The organism is [Leptolyngbya] sp. PCC 7376, from assembly GCF_000316605.1.
In the GTDB taxonomy this organism is placed as follows: Bacteria; Cyanobacteriota; Cyanobacteriia; order Cyanobacteriales; family MRBY01; genus MRBY01.
Genome location: NC_019683.1, coordinates 3,074,122 through 3,090,873 on the forward strand (window position 1 = coordinate 3,074,122; position 16,752 = coordinate 3,090,873).

Genomic DNA, 16,752 nt, shown 5'->3' on the forward strand with positions numbered 1-16,752 from the left:
CTGAGCCTGTCTGCAAAACCATTATGAAGTGTCTTAATCTATCTGGCGACTGCTATAAGACCTGATGAGGTTTTATTCTGGCAGTAAACAAGTCTCTAGCCACAGTTCAAACACATTACGGTTACAGGAGCCTTCTACTGTAAAGGGAGCAAACAGTTTGCCTTGACTCCATGCCGCAATCATATTGACTCTGCCGCGACGATTTTCGGACTTGAGGTCGTAGAGCCGTCCACCTTTGGGACTATAGCCATAATCGTAGTTTCCATCTCGCTCATCCATTCCCGACTCATCTGGGTGAGAGATTTTGGTGAAGTTAATTATGAGAAACCAGTCCCAGAATCAGCCGTTGTTGTAGAGCTGGATGAACTATGGCACTTTATCCAAGAGAAAAAAACAAGTTATAAATGTGGAAAGCATATGACCATCTTACTGGGAGACTCATCGACTGGGAACTGGGAAATCGTGATAGTCAAACCTTGAGTTGCTTACTAGAACGATTATCAACATGGCAAGCACTGTCTATTGCACAGATGATTGGAAGCCTTATTAACAGCTATGGGAGGGAGAATCACCCTGATCCTTTTTTATGTCATCAGCAAGAAGGAGACTGTCGCTATTGAGAGAAATAATTCAGATAATCGTTATTAGTTTGCACGATTTCATCGTTGAGGAAAAGTGGTGTCGAAATCAAAACAGATGGTGGAGCTGACAATGGGACTATTTGCTAAGTTTAGGGTCAACGGCAGCTTGGATTTGCTGCGTAATTGGCGCTTATCCTTACTCTCTTAAAACTCTTATTCTCTGATATATCTTGTCTCAAGATCGAAATTGAGGTCATCAATGCCAGAATTGCCAGAAGTCGAAACCGTTCGCCGAGGTTTAGAGCAAATCACCATCGGTAAAACCATCACTGGAGCCGAAATTTTTTTATCCAAAACGTTGGCTTCACCTGAAGATCCAGATTATTTTCTTGGTAGTATTCATGGTCTAAAAATTCAGGCTTGGCAACGGTATGGCAAATATCTTTTAGGTGAATTATCTGATGGTTCTCACCTTGGAATTCATCTAAGGATGACAGGCAAATTTCTCTGGACATCTCCCGATGAGGAGCTACACAAACACACTCGATTGCGGTTCTTTATTGAGGGCGATCGCGAACTCAGATTTGTTGATATGCGAACCTTCGGTCAAATCTGGTGGGTTCCAGCGAATGTTGAAGTAAGAACTGTAATTACGGGTTTAACACGTCTTGGTGTTGAGCCATTGTCGGATGATTTTACTGTGGATTATCTGCGGGATAAATGTAAGAATCGCCAGCGTCCGATGAAAACATTTTTGCTTGATCAGGCGATCATTGCGGGATTAGGCAACATCTATGCAGATGAATCTTTGTTTAAATCGGGTATCTTACCAACTCGATCAGCTAAGAGCTTGAAACCCAAAGAACTCAAAAAACTCCACGCTGCAATTATTGATATTCTTGAAATATCAATTGCTCAAGGGGGTACGACCTTTAGTGATTTTGTGAGTACAACTGGTACTAATGGAAACTACGGTGGTATGGCTTTAACTTATGGGCGTACAGGAGAACCTTGTCGAGTGTGTGGAAATCTAATCGAGCGCATCAAAATGGCAGGACGCTCCACGCATTTTTGTTCTGTTTGCCAAACATAAATTCTGAGTCTTTAAACGAGCAATAACGGTGTGTGAGGAAAGCTATTTTAAGTAGTTAGTGGGTTACGAAGTTTCCAGATGAGACTAGAGGTTAGATTTGTGATGATATGGGCAATGACTGGCACAAATAAGTTTCCGGTGGCGAGTGCACTAAATCCCAGAACAAATCCAATGACAGTTGCCCAAAGCGCGTAAGACCATTGCTGAGCGCCGCTAATGTGTAAAACACCAAATAATACACTCGATAAAGCCAAGGCAATCCATCCCAACCCTAAACCCGGTAGCATAATGCCCCGAAACAAAAACTCTTCACTTAAACCTGGCAATAAACCGAGCCACACGACATCTGGTAACTCCAAAGGCTTAAGCACAAACTCTAAGTAAATATCAACGCTATTACGATAGTCTTCCCACAACGCATACAACAGACTACTGGTTGTTATAATCCCTGCGGCGATCGCCCCACCCTGTAGAAACGCTGTTGGTGTAATTTCCCAGGGAAGTAGTGCTACATTCCCGATCATGCGCCAGAGATTGCCGACGATGAACATAAAGAGGGCAGTGATTCCCATTAACAACAAAACTTGTTGACGAGATAAGGGCTCAAGTTGAGGTTGATTAGACTCGTTCACAGAAAAAATACCTAGATTGCGTTAATGGATGGAACAGACGGCGTTAGGCTCTGAAGATCCAGTCCTGCACGGTGGGCAACAATCATACCAATTGCCTCTAGGTAAGAGTCTACTCGACAAGCTTGAACCCCGATAGTTTCTGGAAAAATGCTTAATGCGGTGTCATTTTCGTTTACAGCAATGATTAATGTTTTGGTATGGCTAAGGCTCAGTACAGCACTCCCACCGCAAGCGCTGGCGGGGATCACAAGGCTATCCACTGTGTCTGACCAAATCCCATGATTTTGTAAAGTTGGTGTCTTGCGATCCACAACAAATTGGGGAGCATGGCTTAAACCTGCGAGCACACAGGGTAAAAAAGTATAACCCAATTCCTCCGCAGCAGTTTTCGGGGATAAATCTGGTTCAATGGGGATCGGTGCAAGGGCTGGGGCATGGGCACAGGGAATCTGAAATTTTTTGACCAGGAGATGGGAAATGACAGCTTCAGCACCAGCGAGGCCATCCACGCCTTCCCCCTGTCGGTATTGTGCCAATAGTTCACTATCTTCATCGTCAGGAAAACGTGCCACCACGGCGATCGCCTCGACCTTTGCCTGAGTAATTAGCTTCTCTGCTGCTCGTAAAAGACTGCCAACATTGTCAATCGTGCCCCAACTGGCTCCCGTCTCCGAAAGTTTGAGGTTGACATTGAGAGGCGCATCGGTCACCACATAATCCGTCACAGATAAACCTAAAGTGGCGCGACAGGCATCAGCTGCTTGGATATGACGTAATCGCAGCTCTTCTTCGATACCTTGATCAAGGATCATGCCCACTCGATTTTGGCGAACTGGACGTAACCCCCAATTCCCTGCTGCAAACTGATCTAAGCCATAGCCCTCAACGTAAAGAGCATTGGACATATTCCAAAAGAGTTGAGCCCCATTTAAGACATTGGGATGGGTGATCAGGCGATCGCATACTTGAGAAACAAGCCGTGCTGTCGGTAAACCATCCCCTGCATAACCTCCAATTTTTGCACCGATTCCCGTTGGGATAATCAACATCGTTGTATAAGGCGATGTACCAGCGACTTGCAACATAAACGAACCCACAAAACAGCCAACCAGAAACTTAACACCAACGGTGGCAAAAAACTTTCACAATCAGTTGAAAATCGTTATTTTTCCCAGAATAGAGAACCTTAGAATGGGATAAGATCATATACTCTCGACAACATACACTATGCCTCCCGAATTTAGATTTGAACCCTATACCACGTTCTACAAACCTCATAATGCTTATTGGTTAGCCCGTGCATCTCAACTTGCTTATCTCCGCAAAGCAGACAGTCCGGCTCCTGATGGCGACATCATTCTCCGAGAGCTTAAACAATGGCATCCTGGTTTTTCTGAAGTGATTACCTTCAATAACAAAAGTACCCAAGCTTTTGTGGCGAAAAATGATGGTGGTGGACTGATCGGTTCGCCTGGTTTTGTGATTATTGCGTTTCGAGGTACAGATGAAGCGATAGATTGGGCGGATAATCTCCGGTTATCTAGTATTGATTTTCCAGCTGGTCGCGATCTGACTCCCCTTGGAAAAATTCATAGTGGGTTTTATAAAGCATTCCTCGATGTTTGGGACAATAAAGGGCCTGAGGATCAGTTCACGATGAAGGAAGTGCTAGAGCGAGAAGACTACAAGCGCAAGCCTTTCTGGGTGACAGGGCACAGCTTGGGTGGTGCTTTGGCCACGGTCTGTTCTTGTCAGTTTGCTTATGATGACACGCCGTTTTATGGCACCTATACCTATGGTCAACCACGGGCTTGTAAGCGCAATTTAAAGCGTCACTTCGATGCAGAGGCGAAAGGCCGCTATTTCCGATTCCAAAATAATAATGATGTGGTGTCTCGGGTGCCTCAACGGTTAGCTGGTTATAGTCATGTTGGTACCTTTGTTTATATCAATCATGAGCAAGGACTAACGTCAGATTTAGGTGCTTGGTATCAATTTACTGACCGCTTTGAAGGGCTGAAAGAATTTCTGGCGCAAAGGGCTGCCGGTGGAATCTTCCGTGACCATGACATTGTTGAATATATCGAGGCACTAGAAATTAGTATTAATCAAAAGCCTGACGGGATGTAACGCGACGGTTCGGGTTTAGTTTATTTCTTTCCTGAGACTCAGAGGGGCGATCGCCGGGAGCGTGAAACCTTTCTGGGTCTTCTGGTAGGAATTTGTCAGCAGTAAGAGATAAGTGCGATATACTCCTGACTGGAAATCTCGACAGTTTAGTGGCAAAGCATCATGGTAGCGGTAGCAATTTTGGCGGCAGGAAAAGGCACTCGCATGAAATCGGATTTGCCGAAGGTGCTCCATCTCCTCGGTGGGCGATCGCTGGTGGAACGGGTGATTGAGAGTTGTGCTTTGATCGAACCCGAAAGAGTTTGCGCCATTGTTGGTTACCGTGCGGACGAAGTAAAAACAGCTTTAGCCCATCGTCCAGAATTAGAATTTGTCGAACAAAAAGAACAGCTCGGTACGGGTCACGCCGTTCAGCAACTGTTGGAGCCATTAAAAGATTTTTCTGGAGATGTAATCGTTCTCAATGGTGATGTGCCGTTACTGCGCCCTGAGACGATCGCCGACTTTGTGAAAGTCCACCAAGACAATCAAAATGACGCAACCATCCTTACCGCTCAGCTTCCTGACCCGACGGGCTATGGTCGAATTTTCTGTGATGAAAACCTTTTAGTCAGCCAGATTATTGAGCACCGCGACTGTACCGAAGAGCAACGCAAAAATACTCGGATTAATGCTGGGGTTTATTGCTTTAAGTGGGAGACATTGGCGAAAGCTTTACCGCAACTCACCACCAACAACGACCAACAAGAATATTATTTGACAGATGTTGTGCTCCATTGCGACAAGGTGATGGCGATGGATGTGGATGATTTTCAGGAAATTAGCGGCATTAATGACCGTTTGCAACTATCCAATGCTTATTCGATTTTGCAAACAAGGATAAAAGAAAAGTGGATGAAATCTGGGGTAATGATGCTCCAGCCGGAAACGATCACCATTGACGACACTGTGCATTTAGAGCCGGACACAATTATCGAACCGCAATGTCATCTGCGCGGAACCACCACGGTTCAAGGAGGTTGTCATATTGGCCCTGGTAGCTTTATCGAAAATAGTGCGATCGCCGCAAATTGCAAGATTATGTCGAGCTATGTGATCGATAGTGAAATTGGTGCAAATACTCGCATTGGGCCTTTTGCACATCTTCGCGGTAAAGCCGTCGTGGGTGATGGCTGCCGCATCGGGAATTTCGTAGAAGTGAAAAAATCGGCAATTGGTGATGGTACCAACATGGCGCATCTCTCCTACATCGGCGATGCGGAACTTGGTCAAAAGGTGAATATTGGCGCGGGTACAATCACGGCGAATTATGATGGCGTCAATAAGCATAAAACTGTGATCGGCGATCGCAGTAAGACTGGTGCAAATAGTGTTCTCGTTGCGCCGATTAATATTGGTGAAGGGGTAACAATTGCGGCTGGTTCGACGATTACCCGTGATGTGGCTGATGATTGTCTGACAGTTGCGCGGGCACGTCAAAAAGAGATCGAAGGCTGGAAACTAAAATCCTAAAATCGTTGCATCTTGTCTAAGAGGATGTCTGAAAAGTCTTTATGTTCGATAAATACTGCGTAAATTCCGCCAGGTTGATCGCCTGAAGTACTTATTTTTACGTGCAACTCATTTCGACAAAAGTTACGGTCAGACCCTTTTCAGACATCCTCTAAGCTTATTTTGCTTGGAGTCAACACCAAACCCATACGCTCTAGATATCCTGAATAAATCATAAAGATAGCTCTTTCCCTAAAGTCAGGTTTTGTATGAATAAATATTTTTCAACCCGCTGTTTTTATTAAGTTTGTACGTAACTGACCACAGGCTGCATCGGCTTCCAAACCTTTGGAATAACGAACACTTACCGCAATTTTATGATCTTGAAGAATTTGCTTAAATACATTGATTCGTTTCTTTCCCGGACGCTGAAATTCTTCTTCACTAATGGGATTGTAAGGAATTAAATTCACATGACTTTGAAAGCCTTTGAGATGTTTGGCGAGTTCGGTGGCGTGCTCCGGTAAATCATTTACCCTTGCTAACAAAATATATTCAAAACTGATGCGACGGTGGGTCATATCCACATACTCGCGACATTCATCAAGGAGCTGGTCGAAATGATAATTCTTGGCGGTAGGAATTAATGTTTCGCGTAATTGTTGGTTAGGGGCATGGAGACTAATGGCAAAGGTAACTTGCAAATTTTCTGCGGCAAGAGCACGAATTTGATTGGGCACACCAACCGTCGAAATGGTCAGTAAGCGCTGGCCAATACCCACATCTTTATTGAGACTGTGGACAGATTTAATGACTTGTTCAAGATTCGCTAAAGGTTCACCCATCCCCATAAAAACGACATTACTGACTCGTTGCCCAAAGTCTTCTTGTACTGTTAAAACCTGATCGAGAATTTCGTAGGCTTCTAGATGCCGAGTAAAACCCATTTTTCCTGTGGCGCAAAATTCGCAAGCCATAGCGCAACCCACTTGCGATGACACGCAAACTGTTAAACGCTTTTCTGTCGGGATGCCAACAGTTTCAATGATTAAGCCATCATCAAGTTTGAGAAGATATTTGCGGGTGCCATCGGGGGCAGTTTTGTAGTGATGGATTTGCGATCGCCCCACGGGATAGTCGGCCATTTCTGCGCGCCATGCCTTTGGGAAAACGGTGATTTCCTCTAGATTACGAATACCTTTTTGGTAGAGCCATTGGTAAAGTTGCTTACCGCGATATTTAGGTTGACCTGTACTCTCAATCCATTCTGTGAGTTCCGGCAAACTTTTACCCAACAGCGCTGATTCGGTCGTGGTCATGGCAATAAAAAAGGCGATCGCCCCGTAAAAAGCGTATTAACCTTACTATTCTGGCATAGCTATAGCAGTGGCCGGATAGTTTTAGAATGAGGAGGGAAGTCTGTATCTAGATTAAAAATGCCAGTTGCTGATAGTGATGACCTACAATGTCAAGCCCTTGCTACGATAGCACTAGGTATCCTGAAAAAAGATGTCTGTGAAATGTTCAGTATTGGTCTTAATAGCCTTTATCTCTGGATACAACAGACTAGAGCAAACAGGAAGTTTTACAGAGCCAAAACAGGGTATCAGAAAGGCTATGGTCACAAAATCACAGACTGGGAAGCATTCAAAAGCTTTGTGCAACAGCATCCAGATAAAACCCCGACAGAAATGGCAGAGTTGTGGTCGGATGATGTGAGTCGTCGCACCATATCGAGAATGTTGAAGAAGATAGGTTTTACTCGCAAAAAAGGCCTATGGGTATCAGGAAAGGGATGAACAGAAGCGGGAAGCATTGAGGCAAGAACTAGCAAGATTAAAACCTGAACAAATCATCTACTGTGATGAGTCAGGAATGGATGAGAGAGACGGTCAGTATGACTATGGCTATGGCCCTGAAGAGGAAAGAGTTTATGACCTCAAGTCAGGAAGCCGTCGCGGCAGAGTCAATATGATTGCCGCATGGAGTCCAGGCAAACTGTTTGCACCTTTTATTGTGGAAGGCTCTTGTAACCCCCATGTGTTTGAGGTGTGGTTAGAGAACTGTTTGCTACCGGAATTAAAGCCCAATCAGATATTGATTTTGGATAATGCCACTTTCCATAAGGGAGGAAGGGTTGCAGAAATCCTGGCAAAGGCGAAATGTGAGGTGTGGTATCTGCCTCCCTATTCACCAGACTTAAACAAGATTGCACAATGCTGATCTTGGCTAAAAAGTCGTATTTGGAAGCAGCTCAGACATAGTCCATCCCTCAGAGATGCCATGGATATGACTCTGCGTACAGCAACTCCTTAGCCCTTTTGAGCACTGCCATATATATCAGTCGCTAGATAGATTAAGACACTCCATAATGGTTTTGAAGACAGGCTCAGGATTGAGGTTCACATGACGTATCAAACTAAATGACCATTGCTATAAGAGGTTGTCTGAAAAGTCTTTATGTTCGATAAATGCTGCGTAAATTCCGCCAGGTTGATCGCCTGAAGTGCTTATTTTTACATGCAACTCATTTCGACAAAAGTTACGGTCAGACCCTTTTCAGATATCCTCTAAGAACAAATTCAAATAATGAGATTCTTTCAACTTTGCTGAGTATTCAGTATATAAAAAAGTACTCGTAAAACAAGTTACGAGTACTTTTAAAAGAATTATTTCTTAGCTCTTTAGTAATTCCAAGCTATGGAGTAATAGAACGAAAGAGATTTAAGAAAAAGACCTATGCATCATCAGATTCTTCATCTTCTTTCTTCTTTCGGACTGCAGCAGAACCCATGCCCAATAGAGCGGGGAGGATAGCAGCGGGAGTAGGAACAGCTTTGATTGTGAAGTCATCAAAGACAATACCAGAACAAACATCTCTCTCTGTACCAACAAATCCACCACAGGAGCCGGGAGTACCTCCCTCAAAGTCACCCTTAAGAACAAGGGCAAGGCTGTAGTTCATAGGGTTACCGGTGTCTAGTAATTCCGTGACAATGGATGTTACATCAAGGCTAACGCTATCTCCAATGCTCGAAGCAGAGAATTCAAAGGGAACGCCTAGACCACCATCGGGAAAGCCTGCGGTGAGGAAGGGATCAAATAGTAATTGATCAGGTCCAAAACCAGGAAGACCCAATGGCGCAGGTGCAGTAGAACCATCACCTAAAATATTACGACTAAGTTGTAGTACACCTTCGAAACGGTTGTCGGCATTACTTCCATCGCCTAGACCACCAGTACCGAGACCACCGGTAAAATCAGCAACATTAAAGTTCAATGTTAAACTTGAACGCTCATTTTCTTCTAAAGCTAATAGAGGAGCAAGATCAAAGCCAACAAAGCCACGACTTTCATTGAGCGAAAATTCACCGACTTCTACGAGACCAGTTCCAGGAGAACTTACACGGACAGTTGGAGCATCTCCAACAATAACCACTCCATTAGTCAGGGTCGTTTGATAGGTAGACTCAAGGACAAGAGCTTGCGCTTCTTGAGCGGGAACAAGAGCCGTAAATGCAACAGAAGTAGCAGCAGCTATTCCAGCGTTAACTAATAATTTTTTCATTGGGATTCTCCAAAATTTGAGAGCTTAGCTTAAGTGGCAGTGAACAGTTTAATTTCTAATAGGTATCAGACCCTTGAGAAAGTCGAGTTCAGTAAGGTTGAAAATTCACAGAACTCAATACACCCTTATTGACTCAACTTTGCTAAAAAGCAGACGACTATTCAGACCTCTTGATTAATTTCAGAGCCAACGTTAACTAAAATCTACTGGCTACTTCTACTTAATCGCTTTGTGAATAGGAATCAAATAGTGTCGAGAACTTGAGTAAGAACTTAATTGAGAAAGTAACTTTTTCAAATCTCACCACTTATTATAGTGCTATGCCATCTAATATCCTTGCGTGTTCACTCGGAAAAAAGGGTGGATTTGTATGTCATTTCAATAAAGCTATTATGAAGTTTTGATGAAGTTCGATCTTGGCTTAAATTCAAATTGCCAGGATGCCTATCCTATTTAGCTTTTACATTTTTTGCTGCATTATTCCACAATCGTTGAAAGATGTGTTTAGACGCTAGTACTTGGCAAAGAAAGTTAGTATTTACTTCTCTATTTCATATTACATTATTTCAAATATGCTGTGTCGCTATATGTGATGTTGAAATTGTTCAAACAATGAATATTGTTTCGCACTTTAATTTCTATTGCTATGGGTTTAGAATATTGATTTCTGAAAAGTATTGGAGTAGTGTCGCTATTTCAATTGGTTATTTATTGAGCGATTCGCAGATATTTTTTTCAGCGCTGTCATTGCAATATTCTTGCAGTTGCTAATATTTAGCGTTTTTCTCTTACCTTCAGTGAATTATAAAGACTGGCACCTCATGATTTTGACTTAGCTTCATGCTTGTTGCGTTGGCGATCGCCTCCATCTATCTCTATCTATCAACATATTGAGCTGTAATTTTTGCTTTTGTGACGCGTGGGTTATTTGAATCGATCACTATCCCTAGTAGACTCTCAGGGCTTCTCAAAATACGTTAATCTAAAGAGAAGAAATACCACAAAACACTTATTATTACAGGGTTTTGAGAGTTCCATGAGCCAATCCGTTTTTAAAGCAGATACTATATTTTCGCCAGATGCCAAGCTCACCACGGAGCCGAGCAGTAATCTTGCTGACTTTGTTCAAGAAACAGTTGCTTTGACTAAACGCCTAGTAATTCAACTACAACGTCGACCATCAACGCTGATTGCTGGGATTATTCAGCCGTTTATGTGGCTCGTTTTATTTGGGGCTCTATTTTATAAGGCACCACAGGGATTATTTGGCAGCGACATTAACTATGCTCAGTTTCTCGCGCCCGGCATTATCGTGTTCACGGCTTTTTCAGGAGCTCTGAATGCTGGCCTCCCTATCATGTTCGACCGTGAGTTTGGCTTCCTCAATCGTCTTTTGGTTGCGCCACTGTCAACTCGTTACTCTATTGTTGCGGCTTCGACTGTCTATATTATGGGGCTGACTTTGATTCAAACAGCCGTAATTGTTGGAGCAAGTGCATTGCTCGGTGCAGGTTTACCGTCTCTCGCTGGTCTAGGGGCGATCGCCGCAGTTGTGTTTTTAATTGTGCTCAGTGTTACTGCTCTCAGCCTTGGTCTTGCTTTTGCGTTACCAGGTCATATCGAATTAATCGCTGTCATATTTGTGACAAATTTGCCTCTCCTTTTTGCGAGTACCGCCCTTGCTCCTCTTGATTTCATGGCGAACTGGCTCCAGATTGTCGCAAGCCTAAATCCTCTAACCTACGCGATTGAACCAATTCGTTACTTATATATGAATGCTGATTGGTCGCTGCAAAGTATTGTTTTTAATTCGCCTTGGGCAGAGTTGAATTTTGTCACTGTATTAGGTTTGTTAACCGCATTCAGTGCGATCGCCCTCACTCTAATTCAGCCTTTGCTCAAACGTCGTCTAGGCTAATGCTTCAACCACTGAGATTAGTGAATCAATTAAATTAAATAGAAAAAAGGGAAGCATAAACTGCCTCCTTTTTTTTATTTTAAGGATACAAAAAAGATTTAATCCTTATTAATAGCTCAAAAGCTTATGCTGCAACTGCTTCAGGCTTCTTACTGTTACGAATACCTTCAATTGCATCAGCATAATCATCAGCTTTAAATACCGCAGAGCCAGCAACGATTGCGTTTGCACCAGCATCAATAACTTGCCAAGCATTATTAGGCTTAATGCCGCCATCAACTTCAATCCAAGGATCGAGGCCACGCTCATCACACATTGCACGGAGCTTTTCGATCTTAGAAACCATAGAAGGAATAAAGCTCTGACCACCAAACCCAGGGTTAACACTCATGATGAGGATAAGGTCACAAACATCGAGAACATGCTCAATGATATCGAGAGGAGTAGAAGGGTTGAGAACAACACCAGACTTCTTGCCGAGTTCACGAATTTGGCAGAGAGTGCGGTGAAGGTGGGGAGAAGCAGTGTGCTCTGCATGGACAGAAATGATGTCTGCGCCAGCTTTTGCGAAGTTTGCGACATACTTCTCAGGCTCAACGATCATGAGATGTACATCAAGAGGCTTCTTTGTGTAAGGACGAATCGCTTCAACGATTAATGGGCCAATGGTGATATTAGGAACGAAACGACCATCCATAACATCGACGTGGATCCAATCTGCGCCAGCTTCGTCAACGGCTTTGATTTCTTCACCGAGGCGGCTGAAGTCAGCAGATAAAATGGACGGGGAAATCGCAATTTTTTTATCGGTCATGGTAGGTCGGTTCCTCTCAAGAATTCTTAAGTGGTAACAATATTAACAAAAGTTTGTATCAATTCTTTTAGGTAACCTTGACTTTTTTGATGATCTTTTTTAGGAAATACTGATTTTTTGCAAGGATGACAGGCGATCGCCCCAGAGAAAGAAAGATTTAGATTAGCGTTCAGGGGGACGGAGCTGGTTTTCAGAACCCCTTGGCAACAAGATTTTATTCAGATCACGGAGTTGATCGGGTGTGCCCATACAGATCAGCGAATCATCAACCATTAAAATAGTGTCGCCTGTGGGCCCAGGAATTAATTTCCCTTTAAATACCCCTTTGTCACTGCGACGAATCGCAAGGACTAAAGCGCCAGACTGTACCCTTAGACGAGCTTGACTGAGCGTTTTTCCGATATATTCACCACATTCTCTATCCAGCCGCACTTCTTCAAGGTAATAAGATTTCTCACTGCCCGTAAATAATCCATCAACAAAATCCATTACTTGGGGACGGAGAGCAGATGCCGCCAATCTACGCCCTCCTGTAATGTATGGCGACACGACCGAATCAGCACCAGCGCGTCGCAATTTTAGTAAGCCTTCCTCTGTGCTCGCGCGGGCAACGGCACGAATCTCTTTTTTGAGTGCTTTTGCTGAAAGAACAGTATAAAGATTTTCGGCATCAGACCGTAATGCAGCGACAAGGCAAGCGGCATCATCTATTTTGGCGGCGTAGAGGGATTCATCAAGGGTCGCATCCCCTTCAATACAGATGTAACCCATTTTGCGGGCAGCCACAATCTGCTCTGGCTTGGAATCGATCACTACAAACGGAATATTTTCTTCGGTAAATTCCTGTGCCACTTGCAGACCTGTTCTGCCGAGACCACAAACAATATAGTGATTTTTGAGACTATTAATGCGTTTTTGTTGTTCTTGCAATTTCCGCCACTCCTGTACGTAGCCACCAATAATCGCTTCGGTAAAGCGGTTGACGATATGTCCAATGTTAATCACCCCCAAGACAATCAGGGTGATGGTAAAAAACCGCAGGCGATCGCTATCAAGGGGACGCACTTCTCCAAAACCAACGGTGGAAATGGAGATGAAGGTCATATAAATAGCATCAGACAGAGACCACTGTTCAACCAATTTGTACCAAGTTACGCCACAGAGGCAGAGACCTAGGAGCGAAAATACGCCAAGCAGTAATTGTTTTTTAAGCCGTAGATATTGTTGTTCGACGCTATACACTGTGTTCCTTACCTCAAGTAATCATGACCTTGGGCACTCGTTAGTCCATGATTTCGATTAAACTCAATAAAATACATTTTGCCTTGAGGCTATCGCACCCTGCAGGAGTTAATTCGATGGGTCTGCTGTGCGGTAACTTGAGGCCTTGATTCGGATTCCTTGTTGTCAATAAAAAATTAAGAGGAGTAGCTCGTGAGTCCACAAACGATCCTTGACCAGGCCCCGACCCAAACGTTTGATCAAACAGAGTTTGACCAGTATGTCATGGGTACTTATGGACGTTTCCCTGTGGCGATCGCCCGTGGAGAAGGATGCCGTTTGTGGGATACCGAGGGAAAGAGCTACCTCGACTTTGTGGCTGGGATCGCGACTTGCACGTTGGGTCATGCTCACCCTGCATTGATTAATGCAACTAGTGAGCAGATTAAAAAATATCATCACGTTTCGAACTTATACTACATCCCCGAACAAGGTCAGCTTGCAAAATGGCTAGTTGAACATTCCTGCGCGGATAAAGTGTTTTTCTGTAATTCTGGCGCTGAGGCGAATGAAGCGGCGATCAAACTTGTTCGCAAATATGCTCATACGGTTTCTGATTTTCTTGAGCAACCAGTTATTCTCTCCGCAAAAGCCAGTTTTCATGGCCGGACATTGGCGACAATCACGGCAACTGGTCAGCCAAAATATCAAAAGCATTTTCATCCACTCCCCGATGGTTTTGCCTACGTTCCCTATAACGATATTCAGGCGCTAAAAGAGGCGATCGTTGACATTGATGAAGGGAATCGTCGTGTTGCTGCGGTGATGCTTGAACCACTCCAGGGTGAAGGTGGTGTGCGTCCAGGCGAATTAGAATACTTCAAAGCAGTGCGTCAGATTTGTGACGAAAACAATATTTTATTGGTGCTTGATGAAGTCCAAGTGGGTGTTGGCAGAACAGGCAAATATTGGGGCTATGAAAACCTCGGTATTGAACCCGATATCTTTACCAGTGCGAAAGGTCTTGCTGGTGGTATCCCCATCGGTGCAATGCTCTGCAAAGACTCTTGTGCCGTACTCAATCCTGGTGAACACGCCAGCACATTTGGCGGCAATCCCTTTTCCTGTGCTTCTGCCCTTGCCGTCATTGATACTCTCGAATCGGACAATCTTCTCGAAAATACAAACGCTCGTGGCCAACAGCTACGCACTGGCTTAGAAGGATTAGCTCAGAAATATCCCTACTTCACTGAGGTACGAGGTTGGGGCTTAATTAACGGCATGGAAATTAAAGCTGACCTCGATTTGACGTCGATTCAGGTGGTTAAAGCTGCGATGGATCATGGCTTATTCCTTGCACCCGCTGGCCCGAAGGTTTTACGTTTTGTGCCACCACTTATTGTTTCCGCTGCTGAAATTGATGAGGCGATCGCCCTTCTCGACAAAACATTGGCAAATTTGGATATCGGCTAAATAAAATCACTCCAGAAAAATTGTCATAGAAGGATGGATGAGTGAAATCATTCATCTTTTTTATTGAAAGGAACTACTCCGGATTTTCTGATTTCTAGACGAATAGCTGACAATTAAGTCGTCATTTTGATCGTTTGTTTATGACTCCGCAAACCTACTGATCAACCTGGGCTCTCAACGATCTTCATCCATAGTTTTGCCTTAAATCAGCTAGCACTTACGTGAATCAAGTGACTTATTTTAATCCTCGAAAGCTTTGGCTAAGGGCATTTACGGGATTGTTATGATTAATTGATACCTGGAGAGGGTCATTTTGACATAAACTTTTTTCTTTTATCAGGATTAGTGAAAAAACCTTTGTGAACTTATATACGCTTAGCGTACGATCCCCGAAGCCCACAGGATGGAGGAGATTGTGAATCTCATTTTAATAAGTCACTTAAAATGGTCAATAGCAACTTAAGAGGGGTCTGTGTCGCAAACGTGGAGTCAACCGTGGAGTCACTTGTCCAATTCACCCAAAAACAACTAGAACAATCAACGAAAGCTTCTGAATCACAATGTGAGAAGGTTGCCGAACGAATTGTGGAAGAGGTGAATCGGATTTGCCGAGAGAGCGATCGCATCCAACGCACTGGGGAAGTCGGGAAATGGCAAAAAAACCTTTCTGAACACCGTATCCGTCAATGCCTAAATTATTATCAGCTCGGCTCTAAACGCGGCAGGGTAGAACTGCAAAGTACCCTGAGTGCCATCGTTTATCGATACATTTCACTCCGGCAAGGTATTTCTAGCTATCAAGCGAAAGTGAATCTGATCGAGGATTTTTTGCAGGGATTTTATGCCGAAACCTTGAATGCATTTCGACGAGAGGCAGATGTCTTGCCGACCTATAGCCCTCGAAGTTTGCTAGAGCTGTCTGAATATATGGCGTTTACAGAACGCTATGCGAAACGTCGTATTACCTTCTCAAGGGGGCGATCGCAGCAACTCGTTATCCTGAGAGCCCAAACCTTTTCTCAGCAGCAGCCCCTCGAAACATCTGTTGATATCACCGCGGCTGAAGGCTCCTTTAACCGTGACGATAAAGAATGGGAAGGAGTTGCTATGCAGCAGCTCCGCACCTATATGGCTGCTCAAGGAGATGATCATGAACTGACTGACCGTAATCTCCGGGAAACTGTTGCCCAAGAACTCATTCGATACTTAGAAGAGAAGCAACAACTCGATTGTATTGATTACTTTGTGCTGCGGCTGCGAGATTGTGCGACATCTGAAATTGAATCTGTACTCGGCTTAACTCCCCGCCAACGAGATTATCTACAGCAGCGCTTTAAATATCATCTAATTCGCTTTGCCCTTTCCAATAATTGGGAGCTCGTTCACCAATGGCTTGGGGCAACCTTGGAACAAAATCTCGGTTTAACACCGAGTCAATGGGAGCATCTCCTCGCAGAAATTAGTGAACCCCAGCAGAAATTATTAGAGCTGAAGCAGTTAGGCTGGGAGCATAAAGAGATTGCGAAAGAACTAACTTTAACGTCATCACAAACCGATAAACTATGGGGAAAGCTGCTCGAATTGGCTTGGGATCTTCGTAATAAACCGCTTACCTAGTTGGATTTACGGGAGTTGCTCTAAAACTTTTTTGAAAAATACGTAAGTAATAGTCCTGATATTGGATTTTGTGCCGTGAATACTGACATGGATGGACAAAAACGACCTCTGCAAAATTCGGTTGAGACTTCGATCTCATCGGAGGATTGGTCGGATATGAATGAGGAAGAACATCAGCCCTTAATCAACAATTGTCCTGATTCGGTCTTAGAAC

General features: G+C 43.9%; 13 protein-coding genes and 2 pseudogenes. 8 read left to right on the forward strand and 7 right to left on the reverse strand.

Annotation, left to right across the window (positions count from 1 at the left end; translation table 11 throughout):
- Positions 1-72: 72 nt before the first annotated feature.
- Positions 73-279, reverse strand: coding sequence for a transposase (locus tag LEPTO7376_RS13770; RefSeq protein WP_041765580.1), 207 nt, complete (start codon positions 277-279; stop codon positions 73-75).
- Between LEPTO7376_RS13770 and LEPTO7376_RS25755 the strand changes: the two are divergent.
- Positions 280-789 (forward strand): annotated as a pseudogene (locus LEPTO7376_RS25755) (IS1 family transposase); the annotation flags it as partial.
- A gap of 51 nt (positions 790-840) precedes the next feature.
- Complete coding sequence (locus LEPTO7376_RS13780; RefSeq protein ID WP_015134780.1) at positions 841-1,674, forward strand: DNA-formamidopyrimidine glycosylase; 834 nt, start codon at positions 841-843, stop codon at positions 1,672-1,674.
- Positions 1,675-1,721: 47 nt separating this feature from the next.
- Here the strand turns inward: LEPTO7376_RS13780 and LEPTO7376_RS13785 are convergent, their stop codons facing one another.
- Complete coding sequence (locus tag LEPTO7376_RS13785) at positions 1,722-2,306, reverse strand: CPBP family intramembrane glutamic endopeptidase (protein ID WP_015134781.1); 585 nt, start codon at positions 2,304-2,306, stop codon at positions 1,722-1,724.
- 11 nt (positions 2,307-2,317) lie between these two features.
- Positions 2,318-3,391 carry a DUF3326 domain-containing protein gene (locus tag LEPTO7376_RS13790; protein ID WP_015134782.1) on the reverse strand — a complete coding sequence of 358 codons (1,074 nt, stop codon included), beginning with the start codon at positions 3,389-3,391 and terminating at the stop codon, positions 2,318-2,320.
- A 142-nt stretch (positions 3,392-3,533) separates the two neighbouring features.
- Here LEPTO7376_RS13790 and LEPTO7376_RS13795 point away from each other — a divergent pair, with 142 nt between their 5' ends.
- Both LEPTO7376_RS13795 and glmU read left to right on the forward strand, forming a co-directional pair.
- Complete coding sequence (locus tag LEPTO7376_RS13795) at positions 3,534-4,436, forward strand: lipase family protein (protein ID WP_015134783.1); 903 nt, start codon at positions 3,534-3,536, stop codon at positions 4,434-4,436.
- Positions 4,437-4,598: 162 nt separating this feature from the next.
- Positions 4,599-5,948: a bifunctional UDP-N-acetylglucosamine diphosphorylase/glucosamine-1-phosphate N-acetyltransferase GlmU gene (glmU, locus tag LEPTO7376_RS13800; protein ID WP_015134784.1), complete on the forward strand. Its 1,350-nt coding sequence runs from the start codon at positions 4,599-4,601 to the stop codon at positions 5,946-5,948.
- A 263-nt stretch (positions 5,949-6,211) separates the two neighbouring features.
- Here glmU and rlmN read toward each other — a convergent pair whose 3' ends face one another.
- On the reverse strand, positions 6,212-7,246 hold the full coding sequence (gene rlmN, locus LEPTO7376_RS13805; protein ID WP_015134785.1) for a 23S rRNA (adenine(2503)-C(2))-methyltransferase RlmN: 1,035 nt from the start codon (positions 7,244-7,246) through the stop codon (positions 6,212-6,214).
- Between the two features lie 117 nt (positions 7,247-7,363).
- On the opposite strand from rlmN, the pseudogene LEPTO7376_RS25760 reads away from it, so the two are divergent.
- Positions 7,364-8,243: pseudogene (locus LEPTO7376_RS25760) on the forward strand (IS630 family transposase).
- Between the two features lie 421 nt (positions 8,244-8,664).
- On the opposite strand, the gene LEPTO7376_RS13820 reads toward LEPTO7376_RS25760, so the two are convergent.
- Positions 8,665-9,495, reverse strand: coding sequence for a PTPA-CTERM sorting domain-containing protein (locus tag LEPTO7376_RS13820; protein ID WP_015134786.1), 831 nt, complete (start codon positions 9,493-9,495; stop codon positions 8,665-8,667).
- 1,036 nt (positions 9,496-10,531) lie between these two features.
- Here LEPTO7376_RS13820 and LEPTO7376_RS13825 point away from each other — a divergent pair.
- The gene (locus LEPTO7376_RS13825; RefSeq protein ID WP_015134787.1) at positions 10,532-11,413 is read left to right on the forward strand and encodes an ABC transporter permease; all 882 of its coding nucleotides are present in this window, start codon (positions 10,532-10,534) and stop codon (positions 11,411-11,413) included.
- A gap of 124 nt (positions 11,414-11,537) precedes the next feature.
- Here the strand turns inward: LEPTO7376_RS13825 and rpe are convergent, their stop codons facing one another.
- Entirely contained in the window at positions 11,538-12,227 is a 690-nt protein-coding gene (gene rpe, locus LEPTO7376_RS13830; protein WP_015134788.1) for a ribulose-phosphate 3-epimerase, read from the reverse strand.
- A 162-nt stretch (positions 12,228-12,389) separates the two neighbouring features.
- Complete coding sequence (locus tag LEPTO7376_RS13835; RefSeq protein WP_015134789.1) at positions 12,390-13,469, reverse strand: TrkA family potassium uptake protein; 1,080 nt, start codon at positions 13,467-13,469, stop codon at positions 12,390-12,392.
- Between the two features lie 192 nt (positions 13,470-13,661).
- Between LEPTO7376_RS13835 and LEPTO7376_RS13840 the strand changes: the two genes are divergently transcribed.
- Together LEPTO7376_RS13840 and hetZ are read left to right on the forward strand one after the other, a co-directional pair.
- Positions 13,662-14,921: an aspartate aminotransferase family protein gene (locus tag LEPTO7376_RS13840; protein WP_015134790.1), complete on the forward strand. Its 1,260-nt coding sequence runs from the start codon at positions 13,662-13,664 to the stop codon at positions 14,919-14,921.
- Between the two features lie 495 nt (positions 14,922-15,416).
- A complete protein-coding gene (hetZ, locus tag LEPTO7376_RS13845; protein WP_264308901.1) occupies positions 15,417-16,538 on the forward strand; it encodes a heterocyst differentiation protein HetZ in 1,122 nt (373 codons plus the stop codon).
- Positions 16,539-16,752 lie beyond the last annotated feature (214 nt).